Source organism: Nocardia sp. NPDC050175, from assembly GCF_044459885.1.
Lineage (GTDB): Bacteria > Actinomycetota > Actinomycetes > Mycobacteriales > Mycobacteriaceae > Nocardia.
In genome coordinates, this window is record NZ_JBITJI010000006.1 from 403553 (window position 1) to 420906 (window position 17354).

Sequence of the window (17354 nt, forward strand, 5' to 3'; positions counted from 1 at the left end):
AATCATGGTTATGGAAGGCGATGCCGGGTCCAAACACGAGGCCGCGTACGAGCTCATCCGGTCCCGCATCGTCGCAGGCGAGTACGGGCCGGGGTATCGCCTCGTGCTCGAACAGCTCGCCAGGGAATTCGGCGTCAGCGCGGTGCCGGTGCGCGAGGCTGTGCGACGGTTGGAGGCCGAGGGGTACGTCGAGTTCATCCGGAATGTCGGTGCCCGCGTGGCACATCTGGACACCGGTGAGTATCAGCAAGCCATGCAGACCTTGGCGGTGCTGGAAGGGTACGCGACCGCCGCGGCTGCCCCGCGGATGCGCAGGGCCGACATCGCCCGCGCCCGCTCCCTCAACCAGCAGATGTCGCAGGCGTTGACCGCCTTCGACCCGGCTGCCTTCACCGAACTCAACCATCGCTTCCACGACGTGATCCTGCAGCGCTGCCCCAACTCCCACATCCGGACGCTGGCCGGCGCCGAGTGGGCCCGGCTGGACCGGGTGCGCCGGACTTCGTTCGCGTTCATCCCCGGCCGCGCGCACGGATCGATCACCGAACACGAACACCTCGTCGACCTCATCGAGACCGGCGCCGACCTACGCGAGATCGAATTCGCCGCCAGAGACCACAAACTCGGCACCCTGCGCGCCATCGCCGAACGCACCACAACGCAGGAACGTCGAGCAAACTCTTGAGCTCACCTCGGGCGCGCGGACAGCGCAAAACTCGGATCCCAGAACACGTTTCAGGTCTCGGTGACGAGATCGGCGGCGATCTCGCCGAACACACCACGCCGCAAGACCGTCAAGCGAACTCCTGAGCTCACCTCGGATGCGCGGACAGCGCAAAGCTGGGGTCCCAGAGCTCATTCGGGGTTCCGGTGATGAGATCGGCGGCGATCTCGCCGAATACCGGCGCGAACTTGAAGCCGCGTCCTGAAAACGCGGTGAGTAGCAGCATTCCGGTGTCCTCGTCCAGATCGACGAGGGGGAGGTCGCCGGGGGCGCAGAGGTCGTGGTGCATCGAGTAGCGGACTGGCTCGGGGTTCAGGTCGGGGATGAAGTTCGTTGCCCATGTGCTGATTCGGCGTAGGTCGTCGCGACTGAAGACCGGGATGTCGTCCGGGGACGGGATCGCGGCCCACAGTGGCTCCGTGGCGACCTTCACGCTGTAGGAGTCGTGGCTGGGGGTTCCATACAGGTGCACACCGTCCTCGTCGCGGATGAACACCGGAAAGCGGTCGGCGGTGAACCATTGGGGATGATGCGGCATGAACCAGGTGAGTGACAGGGGCAGGATCTGCAGAAATCCTTTGAGATCCGGCCGGAGGCGAAGGGTCCAAGATCCCGTTGCCACCACAACTTTGGCGCAGGTGACCCGGACCTCGGGCGTCACCAACTCCAGTCGGCCGCCGCGTTCGTCGAAGTCGGTGACCTCGGCGTTGGTAATCACCCGTGCGCCATAGGCTTTCGCCGCTTCGACGGCGGCGAGGACGCTCGCCTCGGGATACAGGCTGCCCGCGTGGTGGTCGAACACGGCGACGGTGTCGTCATCGATGCGGTGTTGCGGGTACCGCGCCCGCAACGCCGCCGCGTCGAGCACCTCGTGCGGTAACTCGAACTGCTCGGCCGAGGCGATGGACTTGGCGATGCCGCCCGAGCCCGCCGTGCCGATCTGCAGCGCGCCGCACTCGTCGTAGAGGCGCCTGCCGGTCTCCCGCTCCAACTCCTGCCACAGCTCGCGCGCTCGCCGCAGCCGTGGCACGTACCGCGGTCCCTCGTGCACAGCGGACCGGAACAGTCGCGAGTCCCCGGCATACGAGCCGCGGGCGTGGCCGATGCCGAACTGTTCGATACCGATCACGTCGAGTCCGCGTTTTACCAACTGCCACAACGCCATCGAACCGGCGCTGCCCAATCCGATGACAACTACATCAGCATCCATTGTTAGACCTTTCCGCTGTCATGCCAGTGCGGGCGACTGCCACAGGTTCAGGGTGGTGCCGATCCCCCGTGCCACGGCGTTTCGATACACCACCGTTCCCCAGGCGACATCCTCGACGGGCATGCCGCCGACCGAGAGGAGCACGATCTCGTCGTCATCGCGGCGACCCACCTGAGCTCCGGCCGCGATCGCGCCGAGATCCACCAGATCGTCCTTGCGCATCGCCCCGTCATGGATCATGTCCATGAACTTGCACCCGATGATCGGAATCGTGTTGTGCGACGGGTACCCGGTTTCCTCGGCCCACGCCTCGTACAGACGCACGTTGTCGACAACCTTGCGGACATCCGGCGCCTGCATCGACTCGTCGATATTGCACGGTGCAGGCATGCTCAGAAATGCGCCCGTCCGCACCCAATCACGAACGACGGTCGGGTAACTCGCGGGATCACCAGGCACACCGGTGGTGCAAAAAGTGACGATATCGCTGTCGCGCACCGCGTCCTCGATAGTGCCCACAGTGATCGTTTCGAGCTGGGGAAACTCCTCGGCGACCCATTTGACGAAGCCGTCGATGCTCCCTTGACTGCGCCCCTTGATCTTGACGGTATCGAGCTCCGGACAGGCCGCAATGAAGGCGGCGAGCGAGGTCCGCGCCATGACACCGGGCCCGACGATGCCGACCACGCGCGAGTCCTGCCGAGCCAACAGCCGAGCACCGACCCCCGGCACCGCCCCGGTTCGATAGGCGGACAACAGATTTGCCGACATGAGCGCGAGCGGCGCACCGGTATCGGTATCGCTGAGTAGGAACATCAGAATCGAACGCGGCAATCCCTTGTCGCGGTTGGCGATATTCGATCCGTACCACTTCATCCCACTGGTGCCGAAGCTACCGCCTAGGTAGGCGGGCATCGCCATGAACCTTCGCTCCGCGGTATTGGCGGGCATATTCGGGAACGGCGAGTCGTCCGGGAAGGTGATCATCGCCCCGTGTGAATCGCTGTTCGGGCCTGCCATGCGGTAATCGCCCCGATGCAGCAGCACGAAGGTCTCCTGCATGGCGTCGACGCAGGCGGGCATATCGGTGACCCCGGCCGCGATCATGTCGGGTTCGGACAGGTAGAGAAAGTCGATCGAGGGCGTATCCATGCTGCTTCCTTGACTACTGCGCCGTGTGGACCGGATGTCCGGCAAACCAGGTTTGTACGGACTTGGTGTCGACCAATTCAGCCGGGTCGATCGCGAACGGATCGCAGTCCAGGACAGTGAAATCGGCGGACTTACCTGGCGTGAGCGACCCGGTGACAGCGCCGAGCCCGCTCGCCCGCGCGACGCCGATGGTGTACGCCCGCAGCGCCTCGGACACCGTCAGCGCTTGCTCGGCCCCCAGGGTCCCGGGGAACGCCCCGGTGGGGTCGGCCCGAGTTACCAAGCCCTGGATACCGATCCACGGATTCGGGCTCGGCATGACCGGCCAGTCCGATCCACCGGCCAGCAGCACGCCCGAGTCGAGCAGAGTCCTGTTGGGGCACATCCGAATTGCGCGATCACGCGGGAGGCACTGGCAATGTGCCTCGAAGATGACTCCCGGAAACCACAGCGGCGGTGAAAGATCCGCGACGACGTTCAACTCGGCGACCCGGGGCAGATCCGCCTCGGCGATGTACTCGCCGTGCGCGAGCTGCACGATGGTGTCCGCGTAACCCGCGGCGCGAACCTCGGCCACCGCGTCGAGCAGCATTCGGACAGCACCGTCGCCGGTGCAGTGCACCTTGGCGCCGAGCCCACGCCGGGCCACCTCGAGCAGCCAGCCGGTGAGTTCAGCGGGCGTCATCGCACTCTCCCCCACCCACTTGTCCCCGTGCTCCGCGTCGGGCAGATATGGCTCGAGGAACAACGCGGTGCGTGAGGTGGGCACGCCGTCGAGGAAGATCTTGACGAAGTCGGGCCGGTGATGGGTGGTCCGATACCGTTCGACAGCGTCGAGCAGCGGGACACCGATCGGATCGGTGCCGAAGATTCGGTCGTTGATCTGCGCCGATGTCACGACCCATGCCTTCAGGTCGCCGCGACGGTCGAGGTCGGCGAGCGCGCGGAGCATCGGCAACGACGCCGCGGCATCCTGAAAGTGCGTGATGCCGAAGCTGTGCAGCATTTCGATGGCTCTACGGCAGCCTGCGGCATCGAGTGCGGTGCTGTCGCCCAGCGACGCCGCGTACGCCCGCTCCACCGGAATGAGCGCCGATTCGATGAGCAGACCGACCGGCTCGCCGGTCACCTGATCGCGCACGATCTCGCCGTCCGCGGGGTTCGGGCTGGACGCGCTGATGCCCGCCAGTTCTATGGCCCGCGAGCTGACCCACCGGTTGTGGCAGCTGTCGTCGCGAAGCAGCACCGGGCGGCCACCGGCAGCCCGGTCAAGACGGCGCAGCACATCAGGAGTCGAAATAGCTTGCGCCAGTGTGCTTCCCCAGCCGCCGCCGACGACCCACGCTTCACTGTCGAGACCGGCTGCCCACCCCGCGACGGACGTGAGCACAGTCTCCAGCGATGCGGTCGCGTCCAACGCCAACTCGAAGAGGTCGGCGCGACCTGCCACGAGATGGTGCGTGTGCACATCACCGAGACCGGGCATGACGAACGCCCCACCATGATCCACCACGGTCTCGCGGCCGGTCAGCTCGCCGGGCGTGGGATCCACCGCGACGACGATGCCGTTCCGGACCAGGAACGCCGAAGCTTCGGGTGCCGACTCGTCGGCTGTCCACACCGTCGCATTGGCGTGCAATGTTTCAGACATAATGACGCCCCATCTCCACGTACCGCTGCGGTGATCGCGCTCGAAGAATCAGTGCCGCAACAACTCCGGCGGCGGCAGCGGCCAGCAGCAAACTCGGCAGCAGCCAGACGAGGGCGCCGCCGGCGCTGATCAGCAGGCCGAAGTTCCCGATCGCATAGCCGAGGATGGCGACCAGGGCAGCGCCGGCCACCATCGGCGCGAGGAGCGTTCGGACGAGATTCTGGTCCAGGTCCCGATTCCGGTGAAAGAACGTGACGACAGCGAACGAGCACGCGGCCATCAGCGCGATGACGCCCAGCGTGCCGAGGTTGGTCAGCCAAGTGAATAGCGCCCGCACGGGGTCCTGCCCGGTCACCGCGAAAACCGCCACCACCACTGTCGCCAGCACCGATTGCGCGACCGAGCCGACGTGCGGACTCCGGTGCACGACGTGGGTCCGGCCCGCGCGGCCGGGCAGCAGACCCTCCCGCCCGAGCGCGTAGGTGTAGCGGGCCACCGCGTTGTGGAACGCGAGCACGGCCCCGAAGACGCTGGTACAGAACAGGAACCGCATGATCGTCGAATACCAGGGACCGATATAGGAATTCGACAGCTCGAACAGGAATGTCGTTGGGTCCACCAGCTTTTCGATGAAGCCCCGGGTGCTGTCGACACCCGCGCCGTTGATCATCATGAAGGTGACGACCGTGTAGACGACGCCGATGGTGAGCACGGAGAGGAACGTCGCCCGCGGCACTGTCCGCTTCGGGTCCGTGGCCTCCTCGCTGTAGATCGCGGTGGCCTCGAAGCCGACGAACGACGCGAAGCAGAACAGCAGCGCGATCGGCAGCGAGCCGCTGGTCAGCGCGGTCGGCGTCAGCGGAGTTGCGCTCAGCGAGGTGGTCCCGAAGTCGCCGCCGCGCACCGCGATCACCACCGCAAGCACGAGGACGACGAGGAACTCGGCCGCCACGAGGATCGACAGCATCTTCACCGAGAGGTCGATCTGCCGGTATCCGAGCACCGCGACGAGGGCGATGCCGATCAGCACGTACACCCACCAGCCGACGGCGATACCGAACTCGTCGGCGAAGAACCCACCGGTCGCCGCGCCGAACAGGCCCCAGAGTCCGATCTGCATGGCGTTGTAGCTCAACAGCGCCAGATAGGCTGCGGCACCGCCGAATTGCTGGCGCAGTCCGCGCGTGATGTAGGAGTAGAACGCGCCGGTGCTGGTGTGATGACGGGCCATCGCGGTATAGCCGACGGCGAACACCAGCAGTGTGCCGACGGTCAGCAGGTAGGCCCCCGGCACGCCCGGCCCGTTGCCGAGCAGCATCGCCACCGGTGCGCCGCCCGCCATCGCCGTCAGCGGCGCGGCCGCGGAGATGACGAAGAACGTCACACCGAATACCCCGAGCGCGCCTCGCCGCAATTGATGGTCGTGGACGACCGGCTCGTTCGTCGCCGGACTGTCAGGGGTCATGGGAACTCCAGGTGCCGAGCCCGACTGCACGCCTGTCCGTTACGAATTCGGCGGTGGGGCTACGAAATGCGATCTGCGTCACTTGCGAGGCGCCTCACAGATAATATACGATTTGAGATACGATGCAAGAGCGGTTGAGGGAGGCCGATGAAGATCGACAACGATGCTGGTGATCGTCGATTTTCCGCGCTGCCGACCAGGCCGGGCAAGATCATCGCGGTTCACCTGAGTTATGCCTCCCGGGCGGACCAGCGGGGGCGTCGGCCCGCGCACCCGTCGTACTTCCTCAAGCCGAGCAGTTCGGTCGCGGCCACCGGCGGTGTTATCGAACGGCCTTCGGGCACGGAACTTTTGGCGTTCGAAGGAGAGATCGCGCTGATCATCGGGAGTCCCGCCCGTCGGGTGCCGATCGAATACGCGTGGAAGCACGTCGCGGCGATCACCGCTGGCAACGACTTCGGATTGTATGACCTGCGGGCCAATGACAAGGGATCCAACGTACGCTCCAAGGGCGGCGACGGCTTTACACCCTTGGGGCCGAACCTTATTGATGCGCGGACGATCGAGCCCACGGCACTGCGCGTGCGCACCTGGGTGAACGGCGTTCTCGCCCAAGAGGACAGCTCGTCGGGCCTGATCTTCACACTCCCCCAGCTCGTTTCGGACCTCTCGCAGCACTTCACCCTCGAGCCGGGCGACGTGATCCTCACCGGAACACCGGCGGGGTCGTCGGTCGTCGCTCCCGGCGATGTGGTCGAGGTCGAAGTCGACGCGCCAGACGCAGCGGGCGCACCCACTTCCGGGCGGCTGGCCACCATGGTCGTTCAAGGCACCAGCGAGTTCGACGCGTCCCTCGGTTCCCTCCCGTCGGTCGACGACACACAGCGCGCCGAAGCATGGGGATCCCGCTCCGCCGCAGGACTTTCCGAGGTTTCCGGGCTCTCCGACGAGCTGCGCGACAAACTTTCCCGAGTGCCGGTCGCGGCGTTGTCGCAGCAGCTGCGCAAGCGCGGCCTGAACAACGTCTCCATCGACGGCGTGCGGCCGACGCGGCCCGGAACCAGGCTCGTCGGCACCGCTAGGACACTGCGGTTCGTGCCGAATCGGGAAGACCTGTTCACCTCGCACGGCGGCGGCTACAACGCGCAGAAGCGGGTGTTCGACACCGTGGCTCCGGGCGAGGTCATCGTGATCGAGGCGCGCGGCGAGACCGGATCGGGCACGCTGGGCGACATCCTGACGCTCCGGGCCAAAGTGCGTGGGGCAGCCGGTGTGGTGACCGACGGCGGCGTCCGTGACCACGATGCTGTCGCCGAGATCGGTCTCCCGGTCTTCGCCGCCGGTCCGCATCCGGCGGTGCTCGGCCGCAGGCACGTGCCATGGGATTGCGACCTCACCATCTCCTGCGGCGGCGCCACCGTCCAGCCCGGCGACATCATCGTCGGCGACGGGGATGGTGTGCTTGTGCTACCCCCGAGCATCGCCGAAGAAGTGGTCGACGATGCTCTCGAGCAGGAGGTCCTGGACAGCTGGATCGCCGAGCAGGTCGGCGCCGGGCACCCGGTGCACGGCCTGTTTCCCCCCGATGCGGAATGGAAGGCGAGGTACCGACAGTGGCGGCAAAATCGGTGAATTCCAGTGGTACACAGAGTAAGTCGCAGGTCGCGTATCACTGGCTCAAGGAGCGGATCGCGCGTCAGGAGTACACGCCGGGGTACCGGCTGGTGCTCAGCGCCATCGCCAAGGATCTCGACATGAGCGTGGTGCCGGTGCGCGAGGCCATCCGGCAGCTCGAGGCCGAGGGCCTGGTCACCTTCGAACGCAATGTGGGCGCGCAGGTTTCGATGGTCGACGATTCGCAATATCGGCACAGCATGCAGGCGCTCAGCGTCCTCGAGGGCGCGGCGACGGCCCTCGCCGCCGGGCGATTATCCGCAGACGACCTGCGCCGGGCGCGAGCGGTCAACGATCGGATGATCGAGTCGCTGGACGATTTCGACCCGAGCGCGTTCACCGCACTCAACCACGAGTTCCATTCGATCCTGTTCACCAAGTGCGTGAATCCGCGCATCGTCACCCTCGTCGAGGCGGAGTGGGCCCGACTGGGACATCTGCGTTCGTCGACGTTCTCCTTCGTGCCGGGGCGCGCCCACGAATCCGTGCGCGAGCACGAGAACATCGTGCGCCTCATCGAGATCGGTGCGCCGCTCGGCGAGATCGAGCAGGTCGCCCGCAGGCATCGCGCGGCCACGCTGGACGCCTACCTGGCGCACGAACACCCTGACGAGCCCGGCCTGACGGCCATCTGAACCCTGGAGTCGCTCATGACGAACGCGGTGCGCACATCCGCCACTCCGCACACGCCCGCCGACCTACCGGCGCGGATCCAGCACTACATCGATGGTGCGTTCGTCGACTCGGTCGGCGGCGACACTTTCGATGTTCTCGACCCTGTCACCAACGAGGTCTACGTGCAGGCCGCCGCGGGCAAGAAGGCCGACATCGACCTGGCCGTGATCGCCGCGACCAAGGCCTTCACCACGGGACCGTGGCCGCGCATGCTGCCCCGCGAGCGGTCGCGGATTCTGCATCGGATCGCGGACATCGTCGAATCCCGGGACGCTCGGCTGGCCGAACTGGAATCGTTCGACTCGGGGTTGCCCATCACCCAGGCGCTCGGGCAGGCGCGCCGTGCCGCCGAGAACTTCCGATTCTTCGCCGACCTCGTCGTCGCCCAGGTGGACGACACCTACAAGGTGCCGGGGCAGCAGCTCAACTACGTCAACCGCAAGCCGATCGGCGTCGCCGGGTTGATCACGCCGTGGAATACCCCGTTCATGTTGGAGTCCTGGAAGCTGGCTCCGGCGCTGGCCACTGGAAACACCGTGGTGCTCAAGCCCGCCGAGTTCACGCCGCTGTCGGCGTCGCTGTGGGCCGGGATTTTCGAGGAGGCCGGGCTGCCGCACGGTGTGTTCAACCTCGTCAACGGGCTCGGCGCGGAGGCGGGCGACGCGTTGGTGAAACACCCTGGCGTGCCGTTGATCTCGTTCACCGGCGAAAGCAGCACCGGGCAGCTGATCTTCGGGAATGCCGCGGCGGCGCTGAAGGGATTGTCGATGGAGCTGGGCGGTAAGAGTCCCGCCGTTGTTTTCGCCGACGCAGACCTCGACGCCGCCATCGACGCGACCATCTTCGGGGTGTTCTCGCTCAACGGGGAGCGGTGCACGGCCGGTAGCCGCATCCTCGTCGAGCGGTCGATCTATGACGAGTTCGTGGAACGCTATGCCGCACAGGCGAAGCGGGTTGTCGTGGGGTACCCGCACGATCCGAAGACCGAAGTGGGCGCCCTGGTGCATCCGGAGCACTTCGACAAGGTGATGAGCTATGTCGAGATCGGCAAGTCCGAGGGACGCCTGGTCGCCGGCGGCGGCCGACCCGACGGCTTCGATACCGGAAACTTCGTGGCACCAACGGTATTCGCCGATGTGAAGCCGGACGCCCGGATCTTCCAGGAGGAGATTTTCGGGCCGGTGGTCGCGATCACGCCGTTCGATACCGACGAGGAGGCGCTGGCGCTCGCGAATGGTGTCCGGTACGGGCTGGCCGCCTACGTCTGGACCAACGATCTCAAGCGGGCACACACCTTCGTGCAGGCGGTCGAAGCGGGCATGGTGTGGCTCAATTCCAACAATGTCCGTGATCTACGGACTCCGTTCGGTGGTGTGAAAGCCTCCGGACTCGGCCACGAGGGCGGCTATCGCTCCATCGACTTCTATACCGATCAACAGGCTGTACATATCACCTTGGGCGCAGCCAATAACCCGACCTTCGGCAAGCAGGAACCATCGTGACCGTCTCCCCCGAACCCGTTGTGACCGACGAAGATCCGATTCACGCGACCAATCCCCTCCCCACGCCAAAGGCGAAGCCACCGGACGTACTCCGTTGCGCCTACATGGAACTCGTCGTCACAGACCTGGCGCGATCGCGTCACTTCTACGTCGACATCCTCGGCCTCGTGGTGACCGAGGAGGACGAGAATACGGTCTACCTAAGGTCTTTCGAGGAGTTCATCCACCACAACCTCGTGCTCCGCAAGGGTCCGATCGCCGCCGTCGCGGCGTTCGCCTACCGGGTGCGCGGCCCGGCGGAGCTCGACCGGGCGGTCAAGTTCTACGCCGAGCTCGGCTGCCGCGTCGAGCGGCGCGCAGCGGGCTTCACCAAGGGCGTCGGCGACTCGGTGCGGGTCGAGGACCCGCTCGGCTTTCCGTACGAATTCTTTTACGACGTCGAGCATGTCGAGCGCCTCGCGTGGCACTACGAGCTGTACAGCCCGGGCGCGCTGGTTCGGCTCGACCATTTCAACCAAGTCACCCCGGACGTCCCACGGGCAGTTAAGTACATGGAGGACTTGGGCTTCCGAGTAACCGAGGACATCCAGGATGCCGACGGCACGGTGTACGCGGCGTGGCTGCGACGCAAGTCCACGGTGCACGACACCGCGATGACCGGCGGTGACGGGCCGCGAATGCACCACGTGGCCTTCGCAACTCACGAGAAGCACAACATCATCGCCATCTGCGACAAGCTCGGCGCGCTGCGAATGTCGGACCTCATCGAACGCGGACCCGGCCGGCACGGTGTCTCGAACGCCTTCTACCTGTACCTGCGCGACCCCGACGGGCACCGCATCGAGATCTACACCCAGGACTACTACACCGGGGATCCCGACAACCCGGTGGTCACCTGGGATGTGCACGACAATCAGCGGCGCGACTGGTGGGGCAGCCCGGTGGTACCGAGTTGGTACACCGACGCATCGCCCGTCCTCGATCTGGACGGCAACCCGCAGCCGATCGCCATGCGGACCGACGAATCGGAGATGGCCGTCACGATCGGCGCGGATGGGTTCTCCTACACCCGCAAGTCCGAATCCGGCCGGGCGCAGGGTGAATACAAGCTCGGCGCGCAACTCTGAGAGGACAACCGATGCTGCCCACCAAGGACATCGCGGCGATCGCCGACGAGTTGGCTGCCGCCGAACGTGACCGTCGCACCATCCCGTTGCTGACTGCTCGCTATCCCGAGATGTCCGTGGCGGATTCGTATGCGGTGCAGAACGAATGGCGGCGACGCGGTATCGCGAGCGGACGTAAACCCGTCGGACGGAAGATCGGTCTCACCAGCAAGGTGATGCAGGCGGCGACCGGCATCACCGAGCCCGACTACGGGGCGATCTTCGCCGACATGGTCTTCGAGAACGGATCCGTCATCGAGCACGGCCGATTCGCCAACGTGCGGATCGAGGTCGAACTCGCCTTCGTGCTCGGCGCACCGATCGATGGGCCCGGCGCCACCATCTTCGATGTGCTGCGGGCGACCGAGTACGTGGTCCCGGCGTTGGAGATCCTGAGCTCGCGGATCGAACTGGCCGGACGGACCATTGTGGACACCATCAGCGATAACGCGGCGATGGGCGGGATGGTCTATGGGGGAAATCCGGTGCCGCCCAAGGATATCGACCTGCGCTGGGTATCCGCCCTGCTGTACCGCAACGAGACGATCGAGGAGTCGGGCGTCGCCGCCGCGGTGCTCAACCATCCCGCAACCGGGGTGGCGTGGCTGGCGAACAAGCTCGGCGCGCACGGCGATCGGCTCGACGCGGGCGAGATCGTGCTCGCCGGGTCGTTCACCCGCCCGCTGTGGGTCGAAAAGGGCGACACCATCCTCGCCGACTACGGACCGATGGGAACGATCTCATGCCGATTCGCCTGAATCGGACCCTGCGCGACGCGCTGGCCACCGTCGACCGGCCGATGTACGGCGGGTGGATCAGCACCGGGTCGCCGGTGGTGGCCGAGATCATGGCCGGGTCCGGGCTCGACTGGGTGCTGATCGATATGGAGCATGCACCGAATGGACTGGAATCCGTTCTGGCACAACTCTATGCGGTGTCCGGCTACGCCGTGACGCCGGTCGTTCGGGTGCCCGTCGGCGACATCGTGGTGATCAAACAGGTCCTTGATCTAGGGGCACAGAACATCCTGGTGCCGATGATCTCCACCGCGGAGCAGGCGCGCGATGTCGCTGCGGCAGCGCAGTATCCGCCGATCGGGCAGCGCGGAGTCGGGAGCGCGTTGGCACGATCCGCACGCTGGAATCGCGTCGACGGCTACCTCACCAATGCTGCCGACTACGTCTCGGTGTTCGTGCAGATCGAGACCGTCGAGGGCGTTGCCAACGCCCGTGCCATCGCCGAGACGCCGGGCATCGACGGGGTTTTCGTCGGACCTAGTGACCTCGCGGCCGCCATGGGGTTGCTCGGTCAGCAGACCCATCCGGATGTCACGGCACAGGTGCGGCGGGTCTTCGCGGAGGTCGTCGCGGCGGGAAAACCGGTGGGCGTGAACGCTTTCGACCCGGAGCAGGCGACGGTGTACGCACACCACGGGGCGACGTTCCTGCTCGTCGGCGCGGACGCCGCCCTGCTCGCCCGCGGATCGGAGGCCCTCGTCCACCGATTCATCGGCGCACCGCACGACCGGACAGCACGCGGCAGCTACTGAACTCCCCAGCACAGAAGGACTTGGCAATGACGTCGACAGTCAGCTACGAGAGCCTCCTCGCGAACATCACCGACCCCGACGGCCGGGCCATCCCGGACCCCGCGACCGGAGAGGTGGTCGGACGAGTCCGTTTCCAGCCCGTCGAGGAACTCGACGCGGCGATCGGCCGCGCCCGCACCGCGCAGGGCGGATGGGCCGCGCGCAGCGACGAGGACCGCGTCGATCTGTTGCTGCGCGCGGCAGACGCGGTCGAGGCCGCGACCGAGCCGCTCGCCGAACTACTTTCGCGCGAGCAGGGTAAGCCGCTCAACGGTCCCAATGCCCGTTTCGAGGTGGGCGCTTGCGTCGCGTGGCTGCGGGCCACCGCGGCGACGACCTTGCCCGGCGAGACACTGGTCGACGACGACACCGCCCACGCGGAACTGCACTACCGGCCGCTCGGCGTGGTCGGTGCGATCGGCCCGTGGAACTGGCCGATGATGATCACCATCTGGCAGATCGCCCCCACGCTGCGGATGGGCAATACCGCCGTGGTCAAGCCATCGGAATACACGCCGCTGAGTGTGCTCGCACTGGTCGATGTGCTCAATAGCGTTCTGCCGCAAGATATTCTGCAGGCGGTCGTCGGCGCGGGCGAACTGGGTGCTCGCCTGGCCAGTCACCCCGACATCGACAAGCTGATGTTCACCGGATCCACCCGAACCGGCCAGGCCGTCATCAAGAGCTCGGCCGACACCGTGAAACGACTGACCCTCGAACTGGGCGGCAACGACGCGGGCATCGTCCTCCCGGATGTCGATCCGCAGGCGATCGCTGAAGACCTCTTCTGGGGCGCGTTTATCAACACAGGTCAGACCTGCGCGGCCATGAAGCGTCTCTACGTCCACACCGATATCTACGACGCCGTCTGCGCGGCACTCGTCGAAGTGGCCGCGAACGCCCCGATGGGACGCGGGCTGCACGAAGCCAATGTCCTTGGGCCACTGCAGAACCGCCAGCAGTTCGACATCGTTTCCCGCTTGGTCGAGGCGGCACGAACGTCCGGCGCCACGCTCCTCACCGGTGGCAATCCTGATCTCACCGCACCCGGAAACTTCTATCCGCTGACCTTGGTCGCCGACATCGACAACGACAACCCACTGGTCTCGGAAGAACAGTTCGGCCCGGCCCTCCCGATCATTCGCTACCACGACATCGAAGAAGCGATCGCGATGGCCAACGCCCTCGACGTCGGCCTCGGCGCGTCGGTCTGGAGCGGCAACAAAGCAACCGCCCGCACAATCGCCGCCCGCCTCGAGGCAGGCACCGTCTGGATCAACTCACACGGCGGTGTCCACCCGATGATCCCGTTCGGCGGCGTCAAGAAGTCGGGCTATGGTCTCGAATTCGGCGTCGAAGGTCTCAAATCCGTGGCCGCACCGCAGGTCATCAACGGCTGAGGGCATCCCGGCCTGATGAGCTACTGATGACGGCTTGATGATTCCGATCGGTTGAGGTGGTGGTTCTCTGGAAAGCGTCTTCCACTGACGGGATGGAGTGTGCTTTCTCGATGATCAACGACGATATCCGCCCACTGAACGACGTAAGGGTCCGGGCGCTCCAGCTCGCTTCCGCACGGCGCAGGTCCCGATGGCTGCCTATCGCGGCCGCCGTGGTGATCGCGGGGACCGCCGCCTGCACCGCGACCGGTGGTGACCAATCATCCCCACCAACCCCCGGAGCGATCCAACCCCCCACCGACCCGGACCTGGGGTTGGCCCCCGGCCACTACCTCTATGTCGGGACGCGCAGCGACGGGATCTGGGATTCGCGGGGCGAAGTGGCCCACCACGTGGAGTCCACTCGGGAAATCTGGATGCCCGCGACCTGGACCGACGAATGGATGGAACGCCGCAACCATGCCCGGCCGTTCAAAATAATACCCGCCAGCGAAGACACCCCCGAGAAACAACGGTGGTTCGAGCAGGGCTCTTTCGCCGGGGAATGGCGGGCCGCCTGCGGGTCGTGGAGCTATATGGGCGAGAACGTCGACAAACCCGCGTGCCGCCCGATCGAGGGCAAGTGGCACCGGCCCACTCCAGAGTTCCTCGCCGCGCTACCACGGGACCCGGACGCGTTGCTGGCCAAACTGAAGGAAGGCCCCTCACCCGACGCCAAGATCAGCCCGGAACTCGATGCCTTCGGTGACGCCCAGGAGTTCCTCACCACCGGCATGGTGCCCAAGGACCTGCGCACCGTGCTGCACCAAGCCCTCCTGCGGCTGCCCGGCATCAAAGTCGCGGAGAACGTGGCGAACCTCGACGGACGCAAGGGCACCGCGCTCGGCTTCGTGGACGCCACCCGCGTCGTGCCGCAAGGCACCCAACTCGACGAGATCATCATCGATCCGGTCAGCGAGCAGATCATCGGCACCCGCAGCACCATGGTTCGCGACATGGTGCTCGGCGAGGGCAACCAGACCAACCCCGCGGTGGTCTTCGTCGCGGGCACGGTGATGAACCAGTCCGCGGTCACCGTCGGGGTCGTCAGCCGGCCCGGCCTCAAACCCGCCGCCTGACCCAGCACTCCACTCGCTAGATGAAACGAGCGTTCTTGTTTAAACTGCGATGATGCCGCGGATCAGCGAGGAGCTTTGGGCGCAGCGGCGCCGACATGTGCTGACCAGTGCTTGGAGTTGTTTCGCGCGCAACGGTTTTCATGCGACGTCGATGGATCAGATCGTCGCGGCCACCGGATTGTCCACCAGCGCGGTCTACCGGTACTTCGCCAGCAAGGACGACCTGATCGATGCGACCGCCGACGAGGCGCTCTCACTGATCAGCGGCCTGTTCGACGAGTTGCTGGCGGCCGATCCGACGCCGACGCCCGACCAGACCGTCACCGCGCTGGTGGCCGCCCTGCATCGACGGGGCCAGCACGAGGGCTACGACCTGTCGCAACTCGCCATGCAGGCCTGGACCGAAGCCCTGCGCCGCCCACACCTGCACGAGTTGGTCCACAACTACTACCGCGCCACCCATGCGAATTTCGCGGAATTAGCGCGGCGGTGGTGCGTCGACGGACACCTCGCCGCCACCGCCGACACCACCGCCATCGCCACCCTGCTGACCACCCTGATGCCCGGCCTGATCGTGGTCGAACACCTCGGCGACGGCATCTCCGCCGCACAACTGATCGCCGGCCTCAACGGGTTGACCAGCACTCGCTGAGCCCGATTCGACTGCGCGGCTACGTTTCCCGCGAGCACCAACGCGTTCCGCGCTCAAAGTTGGTTGTTCCACATCCGAAACATCGAGCACTTCCCCCGTTTGTCGAAGGTGACGGTCCACAGGTTGGCGAAGCTGCCGAGTTCGGCGTAGACCCCGGTGCCGCTGATCGCGACCGTATCGCCGGTGATCATCAGGATCGACCACGCGAACTCCCAGCCGCCCTGCTGCCACTCCAACCGTCCCCGCCAGCCCTCGATGATCGCGTCCCGGCCGATCCAGTCGGTGCGATACGGCCACTCGTGATACTCCGCGTCCGGGGTGAACAGGGCACCGATGTCCTTGATCGCGTTGGTCTTCCACGCATGCACGTATCCGTCGACCCACGCCTTCACCTGATCCTCGGTCACGTCGCCTCCTCGGTGTCGTCCGCGGCCGGGCCATCCGCCGCACCCGACGATCCTGCGCCGAAACGCCACCATCAGGCAGGACGCGGCTTCCTGGGTGTCGGGCACCCTGGCAGCCGGACGTAGGATTCGAAAGATGAGCCGCACCGAATTCGGCGAGTTCCTGCGCAGTCGACGCGCCACGCTGAGCCCCGCGACGATGGGGCTGAGCAGCACCGGAGCTCGCCGGGTCAGCGGACTACGCAGGGAAGAAGTCGCCGTCTTGGCGGACGTCAGCGTCGACTATTACACCCGCCTCGAACAAGGCCGCGAGCGGAACCCGTCCGGTCAGGTTGTCGACGCCATCGCCGATGCCCTGCGCCTCGACTCCGCCGCGCGCAGTCATCTGTTCCGGCTCGCCGGTGTCCTCCCGAGGCAGCCGCAGGACCGCGACACGGTGTCGCCGACGCTGCTGAACATGATGGACACCTTCGCCACCGCCGTCGCCTACATCGTCAACCGGCGGCTGGAAATCCTGGCCTCGAACACACTCGCCGACGCGTTGCTCGCACCCCTGGCCGACCGCAGCAATATGGTTCGCGCCCTGTTCGTCGACCCGGCGGCGCGCGAACTGTTCGCCGACTGGCCGACGGTCGCCCGGGACACCGTCCGCACGCTGCGGCTGGCGACCGGGCACGATCCCCGGGATCCGCAACTCGCCGCCCTGGTCACCGAACTTCTGCACAGCAGTACGGAATTCGCGACGCTGTGGCGCGAACACACTGTCGCCGATCTCGGGCAGAAGACGAAGGTCTTCCACCATCCGGTCGTCGGCCGGATCGAGCTCACCTATCAAGCCTTCGACGTCCAGGACGCGCCAGGCCAGTCGCTGCTGGTCGGCCTGGCCGAGCCGGGCAGCGCCGATGCCGAGGCCCTCGCGCGGCTGACCAAAGTGACCGGTCCGTAGTTGTCGGATCACGAAAAGCTAACGCAA

Annotated in this window: 16 protein-coding genes; 11 read left to right on the forward strand and 5 right to left on the reverse strand. The window is 66.1% G+C overall.

Annotation, left to right across the window (positions count from 1 at the left end):
- The first annotated feature begins 10 nt into the window (after positions 1 to 10).
- The gene (locus ACIBK2_RS22815; protein ID WP_396969561.1) at positions 11 to 685 is read left to right on the forward strand and encodes a GntR family transcriptional regulator; all 675 of its coding nucleotides are present in this window, start codon (positions 11 to 13) and stop codon (positions 683 to 685) included.
- Positions 686 to 812: 127 nt separating this feature from the next.
- Here the strand turns inward: ACIBK2_RS22815 and solA are convergent, their stop codons facing one another.
- From solA to ACIBK2_RS22835, 4 genes are read right to left on the reverse strand one after another with little or no spacing between them, the layout of a single operon-like run.
- Positions 813 to 1934 (reverse strand): N-methyl-L-tryptophan oxidase, encoded by a 1122-nt coding sequence (gene solA / locus ACIBK2_RS22820; protein WP_396969562.1) that lies wholly within the window; start codon positions 1932 to 1934, stop codon positions 813 to 815.
- 18 nt (positions 1935 to 1952) lie between these two features.
- Positions 1953 to 3086, reverse strand: a complete 1134-nt coding sequence (locus ACIBK2_RS22825; protein ID WP_396969563.1) for a tyramine oxidase subunit B — start codon at positions 3084 to 3086, stop codon at positions 1953 to 1955.
- Between the two features lie 13 nt (positions 3087 to 3099).
- A complete protein-coding gene (locus ACIBK2_RS22830) occupies positions 3100 to 4737 on the reverse strand; it encodes an amidohydrolase (RefSeq protein WP_396969564.1) in 1638 nt (545 codons plus the stop codon).
- Positions 4730 to 6202, reverse strand: coding sequence for an APC family permease (locus tag ACIBK2_RS22835; protein ID WP_396969565.1), 1473 nt, complete (start codon positions 6200 to 6202; stop codon positions 4730 to 4732). The genes ACIBK2_RS22830 and ACIBK2_RS22835 overlap by 8 nt, the downstream gene beginning before the upstream one ends.
- A 147-nt stretch (positions 6203 to 6349) precedes the next feature.
- On the opposite strand from ACIBK2_RS22835, the gene ACIBK2_RS22840 reads away from it, so the two are divergent.
- The 9 genes from ACIBK2_RS22840 (at position 6350) to ACIBK2_RS22880 (ending at position 15977) form a co-directional block, all read left to right on the forward strand.
- Positions 6350 to 7834, forward strand: a complete 1485-nt coding sequence (locus tag ACIBK2_RS22840) for a fumarylacetoacetate hydrolase family protein (protein ID WP_396969566.1) — start codon at positions 6350 to 6352, stop codon at positions 7832 to 7834.
- Entirely contained in the window at positions 7816 to 8511 is a 696-nt protein-coding gene (locus ACIBK2_RS22845; RefSeq protein ID WP_396969567.1) for a GntR family transcriptional regulator, read from the forward strand. Before ACIBK2_RS22840 ends, ACIBK2_RS22845 begins: the two co-directional genes overlap by 19 nt.
- Before the next feature lie 15 nt (positions 8512 to 8526).
- Positions 8527 to 10053 (forward strand): 5-carboxymethyl-2-hydroxymuconate semialdehyde dehydrogenase, encoded by a 1527-nt coding sequence (hpaE, locus tag ACIBK2_RS22850; protein ID WP_396969568.1) that lies wholly within the window; start codon positions 8527 to 8529, stop codon positions 10051 to 10053.
- 20 nt (positions 10054 to 10073) lie between these two features.
- Positions 10074 to 11180: a 3,4-dihydroxyphenylacetate 2,3-dioxygenase gene (gene hpaD / locus ACIBK2_RS22855; protein ID WP_396969941.1), complete on the forward strand. Its 1107-nt coding sequence runs from the start codon at positions 10074 to 10076 to the stop codon at positions 11178 to 11180.
- 11 nt (positions 11181 to 11191) lie between these two features.
- Positions 11192 to 11977: a 2-oxo-hept-4-ene-1,7-dioate hydratase gene (gene hpaH / locus ACIBK2_RS22860; RefSeq protein WP_396969569.1), complete on the forward strand. Its 786-nt coding sequence runs from the start codon at positions 11192 to 11194 to the stop codon at positions 11975 to 11977.
- Positions 11962 to 12768, forward strand: a complete 807-nt coding sequence (locus tag ACIBK2_RS22865) for an HpcH/HpaI aldolase/citrate lyase family protein (protein ID WP_396969570.1) — start codon at positions 11962 to 11964, stop codon at positions 12766 to 12768. The genes hpaH and ACIBK2_RS22865 overlap by 16 nt, the downstream gene beginning before the upstream one ends.
- 26 nt (positions 12769 to 12794) lie before the next feature.
- Positions 12795 to 14207 carry an aldehyde dehydrogenase family protein gene (locus ACIBK2_RS22870; protein WP_396969571.1) on the forward strand — a complete coding sequence of 471 codons (1413 nt, stop codon included), beginning with the start codon at positions 12795 to 12797 and terminating at the stop codon, positions 14205 to 14207.
- Between the two features lie 110 nt (positions 14208 to 14317).
- Entirely contained in the window at positions 14318 to 15325 is a 1008-nt protein-coding gene (locus ACIBK2_RS22875; protein ID WP_396969572.1) for a hypothetical protein, read from the forward strand.
- A gap of 52 nt (positions 15326 to 15377) precedes the next feature.
- Complete coding sequence (locus ACIBK2_RS22880) at positions 15378 to 15977, forward strand: TetR/AcrR family transcriptional regulator (RefSeq protein ID WP_396969573.1); 600 nt, start codon at positions 15378 to 15380, stop codon at positions 15975 to 15977.
- Positions 15978 to 16030: 53 nt separating this feature from the next.
- Here ACIBK2_RS22880 and ACIBK2_RS22885 read toward each other — a convergent pair whose 3' ends face one another.
- Complete coding sequence (locus ACIBK2_RS22885; protein ID WP_396969574.1) at positions 16031 to 16384, reverse strand: nuclear transport factor 2 family protein; 354 nt, start codon at positions 16382 to 16384, stop codon at positions 16031 to 16033.
- A gap of 133 nt (positions 16385 to 16517) precedes the next feature.
- Between ACIBK2_RS22885 and ACIBK2_RS22890 the strand changes: the two genes are divergently transcribed.
- Positions 16518 to 17327, forward strand: coding sequence for a helix-turn-helix transcriptional regulator (locus ACIBK2_RS22890; protein ID WP_396969575.1), 810 nt, complete (start codon positions 16518 to 16520; stop codon positions 17325 to 17327).
- Positions 17328 to 17354: the final 27 nt, after the last annotated feature.